The sequence below is a fragment of the Stenotrophomonas sp. YJH_SMC_110 genome, from assembly GCF_059369255.1.
The window spans coordinates 860011-875098 of sequence record NZ_JCAFSM010000001.1; the positions used below are offsets into that span (position 1 = coordinate 860011).

Below are 15088 nucleotides of genomic sequence, written 5' to 3' on the forward strand. Positions count from 1 at the left end.
TCAGTGCGACTTTTCGTCGGTGTTGCCGTTCGGGTCGACCGCCGGCATCGCCGCCAGCTGCGCCGTGGTGGCCGCCACCGCCTTCACCTGCTGGCCCAGCGCTACCGCACTGCCGTTGCTGACGATCACCCGCTCGCCAGCCTTCAGGCCCTGCGTGATCTGCCACTGGTTGCCCACCACCTGGCCGGTGCTGACCCGCCGCTCGACCACGCGATCCTCTGCGTCGAGCAGGCGCAGCAGCGGCTCGCCACGTTCATTGCGCAGCACCGCCTTCTGCGGCACCAGCAGGGCACGCGCATCGGTGGCCATCGGCAACACCGCCTTCAGGTACATGCCCGGCAGAAGCAGGCCCTCCGGGTTCGGAATGACCGCGCGCAGCACCACGTTGCCGGTGCCTGGATCGACTGCGCTGCCGACGAACTCCAGCGTGCCCTCATGGGCATAGGTGCTGCCGTCCTCCAGCAGCACCTTCACCTGGGCCTTGCCATCGATGGCCTTCACCAGGCCGGCGTCGAGCTGCTTGCGCAGCGCCAGCATCTGCGTGCTGGACTGGGTCACATCCAGATAGACCGGGTCCAGCCGTTGAATGGTCGCCAGCGCCGCGTCCTGGCCGGCGGCGACCAGCGCGCCGGCGGTGACGCTGGAGGTACCGATGCGGCCGTCGATCGGTGCGGTCACCCGGGTGTAGTCCAGGTTGATCCGCGCGGCCTGCAATGCCGCGCGCGCGGCAATCACGTTGGCCTGGGCCTGCTTCAGTGCCGAGGTGGCATCGTCGGCGTCCTGCTTGCTGGCCGCGTCCATGCCCAGCAGCGTACGGGTGCGCTCGGCCTTCGGCTGCGCCGACAGCACAGCGGCCTCGGCCTGCGCCAGCTGGCCACGCGCGGTATCGAAGGCGGCCTGGTACGGCGCCGGATCGACCTGGTACAGCAGCTGCCCGGCCTTGACCTGCTGGCCTTCGGTGAACAACCGCTGGCGGATCAGCCCACCGATCTGCGGCCGCACCTCGGACACCTCGAACGGCACCGCCCGGCCGGGCAGGGTCCGCTGCAGTGCCAGCGGTTGCGCGCGGGCGGTGATGACGCCGACTTCGGGGGTGGCCGGGGCCTCGGTCCTGCCCGCCGAGCAGGCCGCCAGGCCCAGCAGCAGGGGCAACAACAACGCACGGGGGGAGCGGAACAGCGGACGCAGGAGTGACATGGGGGGCGTGGGGGCCTTTCGTTGACCCGTGCACGCTGCCGTGAAAGTGTGCAGAGAATATGGAGATTGTGCGACCGGCTCAGCGGGCGCTTGCTTTCGGCGCCGCATGCGCCGCTAATGGCCCGGCGATGGCGAAGATTCGATTCAAATTCGGCCTGACCGCGAAGACCTTCCTCGCGATCTTCACCGCCTGCCTGCTGGTGCTGGCAGTGAACGGCATTGCCAGCCGCGTGGCGTTCCAGACCGGCTTCCTGGACTACCTCAACGACCAGGGCGACCTGCGCATGCAGCGCGTGATGCCACACCTGCAGCGCGAGTACCGCACGCAAGGCGGCTGGGAGCATCTGCGCGGTGACAGTGACCGCTGGGCGCGGCTGCTGCGCCCGGACCTGGGCCATGGGCACGAGGGGCCCGTGCCGCCGCTGTCCGACCAGACCGGCGTTCCCTCGCGGCTGGGCCTGTTCGATGCGCAGCATCGGTTCGTGGCCGGCAACCCGGACGCGATCAGCGACGACGAGCCGCACAGTGTGCAGGTGGACGGACACACCGTCGGCTGGCTGGGCATGGTGCCGTTCCAGACCGTCATCGCTACCAACGACCTGAATTTCTACAACACCCAGATGCGCGCATGGTGGGTGATCGGCATCTCGCTGCTGCTGGTGACCGTAGTGCTGGCCTGGCTGGTGTCGCGCGCGCTGCGCCAGCGCCTGGCCAAGCTGGCCGCCGCCACCCACCGGCTCGCCGCCGGCGACTACGCCACCCGCATCGAGCGCACCAGCGATGACGAGCTGGATGCACTGGTCAACGACTTCAACCGGATGGCGCAGGCGCTGGACGACACCGAGCGCAACCGCCGCGCCTTCATTGCCGACATCTCGCACGAACTGCGCACGCCGCTGGCGGTGGTGCGCGCCGAACTGGAGGCGATCGAGGATGGTATCCGCCCGCTGGACCGCGCCAACCTGGGTGCCCTGCAGGGCGAGATCCGCCAGCTGGGCAAGCTGATCGACGACCTGCACGACCTGTCGATGACCCAGTCCGGCGGCCTGGCCTACCGCTTCGCCCCGCTGGACCTGGTGGCGCTGGTGCGCAGCGAGCTCAATGGCATGCGCGTGCGCTTCTCCACGGCGGGGCTGGCACTGGAAGAAGCGCTGCCCGCCACACCGCTGCAGGTGTCCGGTGACGAGCGCCGCCTGCAGCAGGTGCTGGCCAACCTGCTGGAAAACGCACTGCGCTATACCCATGGCGGCGGCCGCGTGCGCGTGCAGGCTGCGCGCGTGCCCGCCGGCGTGCAGCTGATCGTGGAAGACACCGCGCCGGGCGTACCGGCCGACAAGTGCGCGCTGCTGTTCGAGCGCTTCTACCGGGTGGAGAGTTCGCGCAACCGCGCCAGCGGCGGCAGCGGGCTGGGCCTGGCCATCAGCCACAACATCATCCTCGCCCACCACGGCCATATCCACGCCGAGCCCTCGCCGCTGGGCGGGCTGCGCGTGGTCGTCACCCTGCCGGAGTCCGCATGAGCCTGTCCCCCGCCGCGTCCGCGAAGATCCTGATCGTCGAGGATGAGCCACGCCTGGCCTCGGTGCTGCGCGACTACCTGGCCGCCGCCGGCATGACCAGCGAATGGGTGGACGATGGCGGCCAGGTGATCGACGCATTCGCGCGCTACCAGCCCGACCTGGTGCTGCTGGACCTGATGCTGCCGCAACGCGATGGCGTGGACCTGTGCCGCGAACTGCGCGCCGGCAGCGACGTACCGGTGATCATGGTCACCGCGCGGGTGGAAGAGATCGACCGCCTGCTGGGCCTGGACATCGGTGCCGACGACTACATCTGCAAGCCGTTCAGTCCGCGCGAGGTGGTGGCGCGGGTGGTGGCAGTGCTGCGCCGTTACCGCCCGGACCCCGCTGCACGCGCCAACAGCGGGCTGCACATCGACGAACCGGCGGCACGCGCCACCTGGAACGGCAAGGGCCTGGACCTGACGCCGGTGGAATACCGCCTGCTGCGCACCCTGCTGGCCACGCCCGGCCGGATCTGGGCGCGCGATGAGCTGCTCGACCGCCTCTACCTGGACCACCGCGTGGTGGTCGACCGCACCGTCGACAGCCATGTGCGCAACCTGCGCCGCAAGCTGGCCGACGCCGGCATGGAAGGCGAACCGATCCGTTCGGTGTACGGCATGGGCTACAGCTACGAACCCTAGCCGGTAGTGCCGGCCGCTGGCCGGCAACCGCAGAATTCCAGGTGCGCCCATTGAGGTTGCCGGCCAGCGGCCGGCACTACCCGTGCGCAACTGCGCTACAGTCGAGCACGCTCGACATCAACGGATCACGACTGCATGGACGACATCCACCCGATCGCGCCGGGCAAGCGCGCCGCCATTCTTTCCAGCCTCGCCGACATCGAACGGCGACACGACGTGCGCGTTCTGCTGGCGTGCGAGTCCGGCAGCCGTGGCTGGGGCTTCTCTTCGCCGGACAGCGATTACGATGCACGCTTCATCTACGTGCATCGCCAGCCGTGGTATCTCACCGTCAACGAGAGCACCGGCCCCGGCGATGCGCAGCGGGACGTGATCGAACTGCCGATCGACGATGAGCTCGATGTCAGCGGCTGGGACCTGCGCAAGGCATTGCGCCTGGTTTCAAAATCCAATCCGACACTGATTGAATGGCTGCGCTCGCCGATCATCTACCAGCAGGATCACACCGCAGTGTCGCAGCTTTGGAAGGCAGCTGAGTCGTTCTATTCACCACTGGGCACGTGGTGGCACTACTTCAACATGGCGCGCTCGAACCATCGCGGTTACCTGCGTGGCGAAACGGTACGCACGAAGAAGTACCTGTACGTGCTGCGCCCACTGCTGGCCTGCCAGTGGATCGAGCACGAACAGCCCCCCCCCGCCGATGGCCTTCGAGGACCTGCTGGACCGGCTGCTGCCGCACGGCCCGGTGCGTGAAGCCATCGATGGCCTGCTGGCGGTTAAACGCGCCAGTGCCGAGGTCAGTGCCGGACCACGCGTCGCGGCGATCAGCGATTTCATCGATCGTGAACTGGCCATCCGGACTGCGCAGGCGCCGCAGCTGCCCGCTGGACACGGTGATGCGGCATGGCTGGATGAGCTGTTCCGGCAGATGCTGGCCGAGCACGCGCCGATCTGAGCGGCTGCACCTGACTCGGGTAGTGCCGGCCGCTGGCCGGCAACCGCAGAATTCCAGGTACGCCCATGACGTTGCCGGCCAGCGGCCGGCACTACCACGCAGGTATCATCGCGGTGAACGCCCTGATTTCCGGAGACACCGATGAACCCGCTGCGCCCCTTCCGCGACAAGATGCCCGTCCTCGGCCAGCGCGTGTACATCGATCCGGCCTGCACCCTCATCGGTGACGTGGAACTGGCCGAGGACGTATCAGTGTGGCCGGGTACGATCATCCGCGGCGACGTCAATTACGTCCGCATCGGTGCGCGCACCAATGTGCAGGACGGCACCATCATCCACGTCAGCCACCACAGCCCGTACAACAAGGCCGGTTACCCGACCCTGATCGGCGAAGGCGTGACCGTCGGCCATGGCTGCATCATCCACGCCTGCACCATCGGTGATTACAGCCTGATCGGCATGGGCGCCTGCATCCTCGATGGCGCCCGTGTGGAACGCCATGGCTTCGTCGGTGCCGGAGCGGTGGTCGGCCCGGGCAAGGTGGTCGGTGAAGGTGAGCTCTGGGTGGGCAACCCGGCCCGCCCGGCGCGCACGCTGAGCGACAGGGAGATCGAGTCGCTGCACTATTCGGCCGACCACTACGTGCGGCTGAAGGACGAATACCTGGGCTGAACGGCCAACGCCGCCATGCGGCTCTGCTAAAGTCTGGGCCCGACCAGGACCTGTCGAGACCCCCATGCCTGTGGCTGCCTGCCGGAGAGGACTCCGCCGCCCACAACGAAGGCCATCGCACTGATGGCCGCACCGATGCTCGATACCTACCGCGAGGTGGTGACGCCGGAGGGTGTGCCGCTGCAGTTGCCGGCGGCCGGCCCGGTGCCCCGGGCGATGGCCTGGCTGATCGATCTGGGCGTGCGCATCGCGGTGCTGGTGCTGATGTCGATTCCGCTGGCACTGCTGGATTCGTTCGGCTCCGGGCTCGGCCTGGTGCTGATGTTCCTGGTCTACTGGGCCTACCCGATCGTCTGCGAAGCGCGGTGGGGCCGCACCCTGGGCAAGCGCGCACTGGGCCTGCACGTGCTCGCGCGCGATGGCGCGCCGGTGGGCTGGATGGCCGCCATCACCCGCAACCTGCTGCGCACCGTGGACATGCTGCCGTTCGGCTATGCACTGGGCCTGATCAGCAGCCTGTTCGATTCCCACGGCCGCCGCCTCGGCGACCTGGTGGCCGGTACCGTGGTGGTGCATGCACCGGTGCTGTACCTGCCGCCTCCGCCCACCATCGACAGCGTGCTGGCCCCGCCGCAGCCGCTGCGACCGGAAGAACAGGCGGCGCTGATGGCCTTTGCCGAGCGCGCGCCGCGGCTGTCGGCGGCACGCCAGCAGGAACTGGCCGGCATTGCCGAGCCACTGACCGGCACCCACGGCCAGGTCGGCGTGCTGCGCCTGTATGCCATGGCCAACTGGCTGCTGGGGCGGCGATGAAGCAGGAACAGTTCGTCGCCCGCTACCAGCAGGAATGGCAGGACCTGGAACACTGGCTGCTGCTGCGCGCCGGTGCTTCGCGCCGCACGCGGCGCAAGGCCAGCGCGCTCGCGCTCGACGATACCGCCTTCCCGCAGCGCTACCGGCGCCTGTGCCAGCAGCTGGCGCTGGCCCGCGAGCGCGGCTACAGCCCGCAGCTGGTGCAGCGCCTGCAGCAGTTGATGCAGCAGGGCCACAGCGTGCTGTACCGCACGCCGCCGACGCGCTGGCGCGGTGCGCTGGAATTCCTGGTGGCCGACTTCCCGTTGCTGGTGCGCAGCCAGGCGCGCAGCATGTGGGTGGCGCTGGCGATGTTCGCGCTGCCGGCGCTGGCCTGCTTCGTGCTGGTGCAGGTCTATCCGGACCTGATCCACATGGTGATGGACAACCGCCAGATCGCCGAGATGGAGCGCATGTACGATCCGGCCGCCGAGCGCCTGGGACGCGACAGCGGCACCGACTGGATGATGTTCGGCCACTACATCCTCAACAACATCAGCATCGCCCTGCGTACCTTCGCCAGCGGCCTGCTGGCCGGCCTGGGCACGCTGCTGGTGCTGCTGTTCAACGGCGTGATCATCGGTTCGGTGGCGGGCCACCTGCAGCACATCGGCCATGGTGATCCGTTCTGGCGCTTCGTCGCAGGCCATGGTGCCTTCGAGCTGACCGCGATCGTGATCGCCGGCGGTGCCGGTCTGCAGCTGGGCATGAAACTGCTGGCACCCGGCCGGCGCAGCCGCCTGGATGCACTGGTCGAGGGCGGCCGCATCGGTGCGCGCCTGTGCCTGGGCGTGGCGTTCATGCTGCTGGTGGCCGCGTTCATCGAAGCCTTCTGGTCGTCGATTGCCGACGTGCCGGCGTGGGGCAAGTTCAGCGTGGCCGGCATGCTGTGGGCCGGCGTGCTGCTGTGGCTGTGGCGCGGCGGACGCGGAGGCGGCCATGCGCATTGATCACCTGGACGTGGTGCTGCGCGCGCGCAGCGGCTGGGAAGCAATGGAGCTGGGCAGCGCCCTGTCGCGCCGCCACGCACGCGCGGTATGGGGCAGCTGGCTGCTGGCCAGTGCGCCGCTGTTCGTGGTCTTCAACGCGCTGGGCTGGTGGCTGGATGCATTCGGCTGGGCGTGGCTGGCGATGTGGTGGTGCAAGCCGCTGTTCGAACGGGCGCCGCTGTACGTGCTGTCGCGTGGCATCTTCGGCGAGCCGGTCGGTACGCTGGCGGCCCTGCGCGCGCAACGCAGCTGGGGCAATGCAGGTTTCTGGGGCTACCTGGGCTGGCGCCGTTTCAGCGTGCTGCGCAGCCTGTGCCTGCCGGTGAACCTGCTGGAGGGCAATGCGCCGGCCCAGCGCGGTGCACGCCGCCGCGCTGTGGCCGCTGGTGCGGCGGGTGCCGCCGCCGTGCTGACCGTGGGCTGCATGGCGTTTGAAGCGGTGCTGGTGTCCGGTGCGATCGGCGCGGTGTTCATGTTCATGCCGCTGGAGCTGATGTCCGAATCATGGCGTGCCGCGTGGGACATGATCGGCCAGGACACACCCGCCTGGGCGCGGGCCGGCTTCAACCTGGCGTGCTGGCTGGCCTCGGTGCTGATCGGTCCGTTCTACGTCGGCGCCGGCTTCGGCCTGTACTTGAACCGGCGCACGCAGATGGAAGCGTGGGACGTGGAGATCGCCCTGCGCCGCCTGCGCGAGCGGCTGCTGCCGGCGGCATCCACGCTGGCCCTGCTGCTGTGCCTTGCCCTGCCGCTGGCCTACGCGCCAGTGCATGCGCAGGACGCGCAGACGGCCGCAGAACAGGCAGACGATGCCGGAGAGGACGAGGACAGCGCGGAGGAACCGGCCACTGCGGCGAACGATCCGGCCAATGCACCGGCCATGATCTTCGGTGCAGCGCCAGTGGACACCGCCGGCTTCCGCCAGGCGGTGAACCGCGCCTATGAAGATCCGCTGCAGCGCCCGACCCGCCAGGTCACGCGCTGGAAGCCGATCGAGCAGGCCGAGGAAAAAAAGAAGGAAGACAAGCAGCTGCAGCGTGACACCAACAGCAAGGGTGAACGCAAAACGCGCAAGGACGGCATCGCCTGGCTGGCACGCCTGGCCGAGTGGGGCCTGTGGGGCCTGCTGGGCGTCCTGCTGCTGGTGCTGCTGCTGACCGCACGGCTGTGGCTGCCGTGGCTGCGCGGCAGTGGCCGGCGCAAGGCCGAGGCCACACCGCAGGTAGTGGAAGAACCGGTGGAACTGCCGGTCGTGCTGCCGCCGGACGTGGCCACCCAGGCCGGCCTGCTGTGGGACCAGGGGCGGCCGCGGCAGGCGCTGGCCCTGCTGTACCGCGCCAGCGTGCGCACGGTGGGCGAGCGCAGCGGCATCGCGCTTCCGCCCGGTGCCACCGAAGCGCAATGCCTGCGCGCGTCGCGGCGCATGCCCGATGCCACCGACCGTGACCTGTTCGCGCGCATCGTGCGCATGTGGCAGTACGCCGCCTACGGTGGCCGCCTGCCCAGCCGCGCCGATTTCGATGCATTGGCCGATACCCTGCGCCGGCAGTACAGGTGGCTGGCATGAGTCCGCGCCTGTTCTGGTCGCTGCTGCTGGGTGGGCTGGTGCTGTTCGGCGTGCCGCTGACGATCCTCTACCTGCGCACGCACGAACGCGTGACCGAGACCGTGCAACTGCCGCCGCAGGGCGAAGCTGGCTACAACCCGCTGTACGTGCTGGGCCAGGCCCTGCGTGCCGATGGCATCGAGGTGCACTCGCGGCCGCGGCTGGACCTGCAGCAGATGGCGCTGGGCCCGCACGATACGGTGGTGCTGCTGCAGGACAGCAGCGAACTGCCGGCACCGGCGGCCAGGGCCCTGCTGGCCTGGGTTGATGGTGGTGGCCATCTGCTGGTGCGTACGCCGCCGCCCGCCGAGGACGACGCCAGCAGCACGCAGGGGCCCCTGCTGGACCAGCTGGGCGTGGACAGCCTGTATCAGCAGAGCGACTGCCAGCCATTCCACGTCATCGATGATCCCAGCCACGTCGAGTTCTGCGGTGGCCGTCGCTTCACGCTGGGCTTTGCCGCCAATGCGCGGGCCGAACGGCGCTGGGGCAACGAGCACAGCCTGGTGTTCGCACGCCTGCACCATGGCCAGGGCAAGGTGAGCGTGCTGGCCGACATGGAATTCATGCGCGGCGAGGTGGATTCGCCGGCGGCACGCCTGGCGTCGGCCGCAGGCAAGGCCAGTGATGGCCTGCACGATCTCTCGCACCGCGACCTGACCCGTTATCTGCTCGACCCGAATTACGGCAAGGGTGCGTTCTGGCTGGTCTATGCCAGCCGCCCGCCGTCACTGTGGGCGCGCCTGTTCTACCAGGGCTGGCCGCTGTGGGCGCCGCTGCTGCTGGCCCTGCTGGGCTGGTTGTGGGGCCGCTCGCAGCGCTTCGGCAGCCTGCTGCCGTCGCCGGTGCTGGAACGCCGCTCGCTGCTGGAGCACGTGCGTGCCAGTGGCGAGCTGCTGCTGCGCTTCGGCCACGGCACGCGCCTGTACGACGCCGTGTTCGCCCTGTTCCTGCATCGCCTGCGCCTGCGCGCACCGGTAGCCGCTGCACTGGACGGTGCGCCGCGCGATCAGGCCATCGCCGAACTGCTGAAATGGCCGCAAGGCCGTGTTGCCAGCGCGCTCACGCCCCCGCCACCGCACGATTCCTCCGCCCTGCGCGAGCGCATCCGCTTGCTGCTCCAGATGAGATCCCTGCTATGACCGAAGTCCCCGAGCTGCCGGCGGCCGCCAACGCCCGCCTGATCGAACGCGTCGATGCCATCCGCACCGCCGTTGGACACGCCTTCATCGGCCAGGCCGATGTACTGGACCAGATCCTGGTGGCGCTGCTGGCCGGTGGCCACGTGCTGATCGAAGGCGTGCCCGGTCTGGGCAAGACCCTGCTGGTGCGTGCACTGGCACAGGCCCTGGAGCTGGACTACGGGCGCGTGCAGTTCACCCCCGACCTGATGCCCAGCGACGTCAGTGGCCACGCGGTGTACGACCCGAAGAGCGAGAGCTTCAAGATCCGTCGCGGCCCGGTGTTCACCAACCTGCTGCTGGCCGACGAGATCAACCGTGCCCCGGCCAAGACCCAGTCGGCCCTGCTGGAAGTGATGCAGGAAGGCCAGGTGACCATCGAAGGCAAGGCCTTCACCCTGGCGCCGCCGTTCATGGCGCTGGCCACGCAGAACCCGCTGGAACAGGAAGGCACCTACCCGTTGCCGGAAGCACAGCTGGACCGCTTCCTGCTGAAGGTGCTGATCGACTACCCGCAGCTGGAGGACGAGAAGCGCATGGTGACCGCGATCACCAGTGGCCGTGCCGCCAGCGATTTCGACCTGAGCCAGGTGCCGCGTGTATTGGGGGCCGGCGAGCTGCTGGAACTGCAGCGCGCGACCGCGGCGATCACCGTCGATGACGAAGTGATCGACTACGCGGTGCGGATTGTGGCGGCCACGAGGCAGTGGCCGGGCATCGCGGTCGGCGCTGGCCCGCGCGGCAGCATCGCGCTGGTGCGTGCCTCGCGCGCTCAGGCGGTGCTGGCCGGCCGTGACTTCGTCACGCCGGACGACGTGCGCGACATTGCGCGCCCGGCGCTGCGCCACCGCATTGCACTGGCCCCGGAGCTGCAGATCGAAGGCCAGGACGCCGACGACGTGCTGGGCGCGCTGCTGGCCAAGGTGGAAGCACCGCGCCGATGAGACCGGCCCCGCTGCTGCTGGCGCTGCTGCTGGCCTGGGCTGCCCTGGGCGGCCTGGTGCTGGGCGGGTGGCTGCCGCGCTGGAGCTGGGCGCTGGCAGCCGTCGTCATCGCGCTGCCCGCCTTGTGGGATCTGTGGCGGCAGTCGCGGCGTCCGTCGCCGCAGGTACAGCGCGAACTGCCCGAAGCGCTGGCGCTGGGCGTGCGCCGCGAGGCGGCGCTGCGCCTGCAGGCCGAGCAATCGATGACGGTGCAGGTGTTCGACCTGGTGCCCGGCGGCTGGCCGCTGGAAGCGCTGCCGCAGCGCGTGCGCCTGCAGGCCGGTACGGCGTCCACCCTGCACTACCACCTGCAGCCGCTGCAGCGTGGGCACTTCCGCTTCGAGGGGGTGCACCTGCGCATGCGTTCGCCGTGGCGCCTGTGGTGGCAGCAACGCACGCTGCCGCCGGCGCTGGAGGTGCGGGTCTATCCGAACTTCGTGCCGCTCACCCGCTTCGCATTGTTCAGTGCCGACCAGGCCTCGCGGCTGGTTGGTGCGCACGTGAAGCGCCGCCGTGGCGAAGGCACCGATTTCCACCAGATGCGCGAGTACCGCATCGGCGACAGCCTGCGCCAGCTCGACTGGAAGGCCACCGCGCGTGCGCGCAAGCTGATCTCGCGCGAATACCAGGACGAGAAGAACCAGCAGCTGCTGCTGATGCTGGACAGTGGCCGGCGCATGCTGGCCAGCGAAGGCGGGCTCTCGCACTTCGACCATGCCTTGAATGCCTCGCTGGTGGTGGCTTACCTGGCGCTGCGCCAGGGCGACGCTGCCGGCCTGTACGCTGCCGGTGGCGAACGCCGCTGGGTGGCACCGCAGCGCGGCATGGGTACGGTCGAGCACCTGCTGCGCGCCAGCTACGACCTGCAGCCACGCGCGGTGGCCACCGATTACCTGGCCGCCGCCACCGAGGTGTCGCTGCGCCAGCGCCGGCGTGCGCTGGTGATGCTGGTCAGCAACGTGCGTGATGAGGACATCGAAGACCTGCTGGCGGCAGTGCGCCTGCTGCAGCGGCGCCACCTGGTGTGCGTGGCCAGCCTGCGCGAACGCGAGCTGGACGGCGCACTGGAGGGCGAGGTGCAGACACTGGAAGACGCCACCCAGGCCGGTGCCGCCGCGCTGTACCTGCAGCAACGCGCGAAGGCGCATGAGGCCCTGCGCAGCGAAAAGGTGATGGTGCTGGACGTGACCGCCGATGCCCTGCCCGGCGCGCTGGTGGAACGCTATCTGGCGGTGAAGCGCGAAGGGCTGCTCTGATACCCGCGATCGCTCTGGTAGGTGCCAACCTTGGTTGGCACGGAATCCACAGCGCCGACCAGGGTCGGCATCTACCAAAACCGGTTGCCGGCCAGCGGCCGGCGCTACCCCCTGCAACAACCGCCGCATCGCCTTGGTAGGTGCCAACCTTGGTTGGCACGAACCCACAGCGCCGACCGAGGTCGGCATCTACCAAAACCGGTTGCCGGCCAGCGGCCGGCGCTACCCCCTGCAACAACCGCCGCATCGCCCTGGTAGGTGCCAACCTTGGTTGGCCCGCCCACAGCGCCGACCAAGGTCGGCATCTACCAACGGCGGTTACCGGCCAGCGGCCGGCACTACCCCCTGCAACAACCGCCGCATCGCCCTGGTAGGTGCCAACCTTGGTTGGCCCGCCCACAGCGCCGACCAAGGTCGGCATCTACCAACGGCGGTTACCGGCCAGCGGCCGGCACTACCCCTGCGGCAACCGATGCATCGCCCTGGTAGGTGCCAACCTTGGTTGGCACGAAATCCACAGCGCCGACCGAGGTCGGCATCTACCAAAACCGGTTGCCGGCCAGCGGCCGGCACTACCCCTGAAGCAACCGACGTTGCAACCGCTCCACCGCACGCTGCAGCAGCACCCGGTTGCGGCCCAGCTTCATCCACTGCGGCAGGCGCGAGAACATCGAACCGTTGGTAACGCCCGCGCGCTCGCGCAGAGGCGCGGCAGCGTAGTCGTGCAGTGCCTGCAGATGGGCTTCGTTGTAGGCCCACAGCACGCCGGCCGCAGTCTTTTCGACCAGCCGCAGCGGCAAGCCAAAATGCGGATCGATCGCCTCATTGCCACGCCATCGCGACAACGTGACCTCCACCTCGCTGCTGCGTCCGCACTGACTGCAGTCCGCCGCCAGCGTCCGCAACGGCGACACTGCACGCGCACGGTGCAGCTCGGCGCGGACCCATTTGTGCCCGCAGTATCCGCAGGGACGATAGCCGCTGTAGCGCACGGGCCCGACCCAGTCGCCCGCGGCACAGCAACCGCAGCCGCATCCACTGTCGAGGGCTGCGCTGCAGCCCAGGCAGCGGAAACGTCGCGATTCCGGCGTCCGCACCACCCAGCCGGGCGTATCGCAGCGGTGGCAGCGCACCGCGATGCGGTCCGAATAGCGCCACAGGGCGTGGCCGTCATCCAGATGCCGGCCCGGCAGCGGCGCAGGCCGCAGGTCGCGATTGCGCCGCACCGTCATCAGACGTAGATCCGCGTCGGCGCCTCGTCGACGATCGCGTGCGGCACGAAGCGCGCACTGTCGCGGGTGATCGCGCTGTCATCCTCGCGGATGCCGATGCCGCAGGCATGGTCACCGATCACCCAGCTGCCGATCAGCGGATAGCCGCCTTCGAAGCGGGTGAGAGGATGCGCACGCTGGATGATCGCCGGGCCGTCGTAGGGACCGTCGCTGCGTTGGGTGCTGCCATCGGCCAGGTGCATCTCGATGTTGGCGCCTTCGCGCGAGAACAGCGGTTTGCGTACCCAGCCCGACGCCAGCGTGCTGCCGTCATCGAAATGCGCTTCCAGCAGGTTCGGATGGCCCACGTTGCGCTGCCACAGCAGCGGCAGGATGCCCTTGTTGCTCAGCACCGCCTTCCAGGCCGGTTCCAGCAGCTGCACGCCCGAACCGGGCAGCGCGCGGCCGAATTCCTCGGCCATCAGGTCTTCCAGCGGATACAGCTTGAACAGCGTGCCGATCACCGAATCGTCCAGCGCGGTGAAGCGTCCGTCCTCGGACAGGCCAATGTCCTCGATGGCGATGGCCTGGCCATGCAGGCCGGCCTGCGACGCACAGTCGCGCAGGTACTCGACCGTGCCGCGGTCTTCCTCCGAACTGCCGACCGCGCTGAAGTACAGCGGCGGCGGCAGCTGTGTGGCGAGGTCGCCGAAACGCTCGACCAGCGCTTCGTGGATGGCGTTGAACTGGTCGGCATGCTGCGGCAGGCGGCCGGCATTGCGCTGGTCTTCCAGCCACTGCCACTGGAAGAAGCTGGCTTCGAACAGCGAGGTCGGCGTGTCGTAGTTCAATTCGTACAGCTTGGCCGGGCCGGTACCGTCGTAGGCCAGGTCCAGGCGGCCATAGAGGTGCGGCTGGCGCTGGCGCCAGCTGTCGGCGATCCAGTCGCGGTAGTGCGACGGAATCGCCAGCTGGTCCATCAAGCGTTCGCTGCCGATGACATCACCGACCAGATCCAGCGCCATCTGGTGCAGCTCGGCGCTGGGGTCTTCGATGTCCTGTTCGATCTGGCGCAGGGTGAAGGCGTAATACGCGCGTTCATCCCAGTACGGCTGGCCGTCGATGGTGTGGAAGCGGAAACCCGCCTCTTCCGCGCGCGCCCGCCACTGGGCACGCTCGGCAATCCGGATGCGCTGCATGGGTTGATCAGCCGCCGTAGCTGCCGCTGGTGCTGCGGCGTGCGCTGGTGTTGCCGAAGCCACCACGGCTGGCAGTGACCGCACGGTTCGGCTCGCTGGTGACCGGGGCCAGGCCGGCCTTGCCAGCACCGATGCCGCTGGCGGTGTTCAGGCCACCGGTGCCGCCCGGTGCCGGGCGCGCCCAACCCGCATTCTTGTCCTGGTAAGCCGGTGCCGACGCCGGCGCCTGCGGGGCGAGGCCGCCGCGGTTGCTCAGCATCTGCGACATGAAGAAGCCCATCATCATCGGGCCGATGAACGAGGTACCGGCCGAGGTGTGCTGCTGCACGCACTGTTCCGGCTTGTAGTCCTTCTCGCAGGCTTCCTTGCTGGCGTACTTCGGCGCCGCATCGGCGGCCTGCTTCTGCGCTTCAGCGAACGCATTGCGGCACGACGACGGATCGCCGGTGGCCTCGGTGCAGGCCTCCACCGAGGTATACAGGCCTTCCTGCACCTTCACCTCCGGCTCCTTCTGGCAGGCGGTGAACAGCAGCGGCGCGGCGCTCATCAGCAGCAGCGCGGTGGTGCGGGAACGTTTCATGGCCTCATGCCCTGTCGACGGATCAATGCCCCAATGATGCCAAATCCGGGCCAGCAACCGGAATCGGCAAAGTCCGAAAGATGAACGGACTTTCATTTTCGTCGGCATTGGGGTCAGAGCCCATCGCGCCGCGATGGGATCCGACCCCAGGCGACGCACCGCTCTGGTAGGTGCCAACCTTGGTTGGCACACATCCCG

Annotated in this window: 13 protein-coding genes and 1 pseudogene; 10 read left to right on the top strand and 4 right to left on the bottom strand. The window is 68.9% G+C overall.

Translation table 11 applies throughout. From position 1 onward, the window contains the following. On the bottom strand, nt 1-1197 hold the full coding sequence (smeA, locus tag AC5P6H_RS03855) for a multidrug efflux RND transporter periplasmic adaptor subunit SmeA (protein WP_197575366.1): 1197 nt from the start codon (nt 1195-1197) through the stop codon (nt 1-3). Between the two features lie 128 nt (nt 1198-1325). Here smeA and baeS point away from each other — a divergent pair, with 128 nt between their 5' ends. The 10 genes and pseudogenes from baeS (at nt 1326) to AC5P6H_RS03905 (ending at nt 11900) form a co-directional block, all read left to right on the top strand. Continuing rightward, on the top strand, nt 1326-2717 hold the full coding sequence (baeS, locus tag AC5P6H_RS03860) for a sensor histidine kinase efflux regulator BaeS (protein ID WP_049442029.1): 1392 nt from the start codon (nt 1326-1328) through the stop codon (nt 2715-2717). Next, a complete protein-coding gene (locus AC5P6H_RS03865; RefSeq protein ID WP_014648775.1) occupies nt 2714-3403 on the top strand; it encodes a response regulator in 690 nt (229 codons plus the stop codon). The genes baeS and AC5P6H_RS03865 overlap by 4 nt, the downstream gene beginning before the upstream one ends. A gap of 135 nt (nt 3404-3538) precedes the next feature. After that, nucleotides 3539-4361: pseudogene (locus AC5P6H_RS03870) on the top strand (nucleotidyltransferase domain-containing protein). Nucleotides 4362-4502: 141 nt separating this feature from the next. Further along, entirely contained in the window at nt 4503-5033 is a 531-nt protein-coding gene (locus tag AC5P6H_RS03875; RefSeq protein WP_075075641.1) for a gamma carbonic anhydrase family protein, read from the top strand. Between the two features lie 123 nt (nt 5034-5156). Further along, nucleotides 5157-5846 carry an RDD family protein gene (locus AC5P6H_RS03880; protein WP_014648778.1) on the top strand — a complete coding sequence of 230 codons (690 nt, stop codon included), beginning with the start codon at nt 5157-5159 and terminating at the stop codon, nt 5844-5846. Beyond that, on the top strand, nt 5843-6835 hold the full coding sequence (locus tag AC5P6H_RS03885; RefSeq protein ID WP_014648779.1) for a stage II sporulation protein M: 993 nt from the start codon (nt 5843-5845) through the stop codon (nt 6833-6835). The genes AC5P6H_RS03880 and AC5P6H_RS03885 overlap by 4 nt, the downstream gene beginning before the upstream one ends. After that, the gene (locus AC5P6H_RS03890; protein ID WP_227864353.1) at nt 6825-8441 is read left to right on the top strand and encodes a DUF4129 domain-containing protein; all 1617 of its coding nucleotides are present in this window, start codon (nt 6825-6827) and stop codon (nt 8439-8441) included. Before AC5P6H_RS03885 ends, AC5P6H_RS03890 begins: the two co-directional genes overlap by 11 nt. Next, nucleotides 8438-9622: a DUF4350 domain-containing protein gene (locus AC5P6H_RS03895; RefSeq protein WP_049442036.1), complete on the top strand. Its 1185-nt coding sequence runs from the start codon at nt 8438-8440 to the stop codon at nt 9620-9622. The genes AC5P6H_RS03890 and AC5P6H_RS03895 overlap by 4 nt, the downstream gene beginning before the upstream one ends. Then, the gene (locus AC5P6H_RS03900; RefSeq protein WP_014648782.1) at nt 9619-10605 is read left to right on the top strand and encodes an AAA family ATPase; all 987 of its coding nucleotides are present in this window, start codon (nt 9619-9621) and stop codon (nt 10603-10605) included. The genes AC5P6H_RS03895 and AC5P6H_RS03900 overlap by 4 nt, the downstream gene beginning before the upstream one ends. Further along, a complete protein-coding gene (locus AC5P6H_RS03905; protein ID WP_014648783.1) occupies nt 10602-11900 on the top strand; it encodes a DUF58 domain-containing protein in 1299 nt (432 codons plus the stop codon). The genes AC5P6H_RS03900 and AC5P6H_RS03905 overlap by 4 nt, the downstream gene beginning before the upstream one ends. Before the next feature lie 572 nt (nt 11901-12472). On the opposite strand, the gene AC5P6H_RS03910 is transcribed toward AC5P6H_RS03905, so the two are convergent. The 3 genes from AC5P6H_RS03910 to AC5P6H_RS03920 are packed head-to-tail and all read right to left on the bottom strand — an operon-like array spanning nt 12473 to nt 14890. Then, nucleotides 12473-13132, bottom strand: a complete 660-nt coding sequence (locus tag AC5P6H_RS03910) for a hypothetical protein (protein WP_032957033.1) — start codon at nt 13130-13132, stop codon at nt 12473-12475. Then, nucleotides 13132-14310 carry a glutathionylspermidine synthase family protein gene (locus tag AC5P6H_RS03915; RefSeq protein ID WP_032957032.1) on the bottom strand — a complete coding sequence of 393 codons (1179 nt, stop codon included), beginning with the start codon at nt 14308-14310 and terminating at the stop codon, nt 13132-13134. The genes AC5P6H_RS03910 and AC5P6H_RS03915 overlap by 1 nt, the downstream gene beginning before the upstream one ends. Nucleotides 14311-14317: 7 nt before the next feature. Then, nucleotides 14318-14890 carry a DUF1190 domain-containing protein gene (locus tag AC5P6H_RS03920; protein WP_005420172.1) on the bottom strand — a complete coding sequence of 191 codons (573 nt, stop codon included), beginning with the start codon at nt 14888-14890 and terminating at the stop codon, nt 14318-14320. Between the last annotated feature and the right edge of the window lie 198 nt (nt 14891-15088).

What these genes read in the sequence shown, in the direction of transcription:
- AC5P6H_RS03900 (WP_014648782.1), top strand. Translation starts at nt 9,619, where the DNA reads ATGACCGAAGTCCCCGAGCTGCCGGCGGCCGCCAACGCCCGCCTGATC.
- AC5P6H_RS03885 (WP_014648779.1), top strand. Translation starts at nt 5,843, where the DNA reads ATGAAGCAGGAACAGTTCGTCGCCCGCTACCAGCAGGAATGGCAGGAC.
- AC5P6H_RS03910 (WP_032957033.1), bottom strand. Translation starts at nt 13,132, where the DNA reads ATGACGGTGCGGCGCAATCGCGACCTGCGGCCTGCGCCGCTGCCGGGC.
- baeS (WP_049442029.1), top strand. Translation starts at nt 1,326, where the DNA reads ATGGCGAAGATTCGATTCAAATTCGGCCTGACCGCGAAGACCTTCCTC.
- AC5P6H_RS03905 (WP_014648783.1), top strand. Translation starts at nt 10,602, where the DNA reads ATGAGACCGGCCCCGCTGCTGCTGGCGCTGCTGCTGGCCTGGGCTGCC.
- AC5P6H_RS03915 (WP_032957032.1), bottom strand. Translation starts at nt 14,310, where the DNA reads ATGCAGCGCATCCGGATTGCCGAGCGTGCCCAGTGGCGGGCGCGCGCG.
- AC5P6H_RS03890 (WP_227864353.1), top strand. Translation starts at nt 6,825, where the DNA reads ATGCGCATTGATCACCTGGACGTGGTGCTGCGCGCGCGCAGCGGCTGG.
- AC5P6H_RS03895 (WP_049442036.1), top strand. Translation starts at nt 8,438, where the DNA reads ATGAGTCCGCGCCTGTTCTGGTCGCTGCTGCTGGGTGGGCTGGTGCTG.
- AC5P6H_RS03865 (WP_014648775.1), top strand. Translation starts at nt 2,714, where the DNA reads ATGAGCCTGTCCCCCGCCGCGTCCGCGAAGATCCTGATCGTCGAGGAT.
- AC5P6H_RS03875 (WP_075075641.1), top strand. Translation starts at nt 4,503, where the DNA reads ATGAACCCGCTGCGCCCCTTCCGCGACAAGATGCCCGTCCTCGGCCAG.
- AC5P6H_RS03880 (WP_014648778.1), top strand. Translation starts at nt 5,157, where the DNA reads ATGGCCGCACCGATGCTCGATACCTACCGCGAGGTGGTGACGCCGGAG.
- smeA (WP_197575366.1), bottom strand. Translation starts at nt 1,197, where the DNA reads ATGTCACTCCTGCGTCCGCTGTTCCGCTCCCCCCGTGCGTTGTTGTTG.
- AC5P6H_RS03920 (WP_005420172.1), bottom strand. Translation starts at nt 14,890, where the DNA reads ATGAAACGTTCCCGCACCACCGCGCTGCTGCTGATGAGCGCCGCGCCG.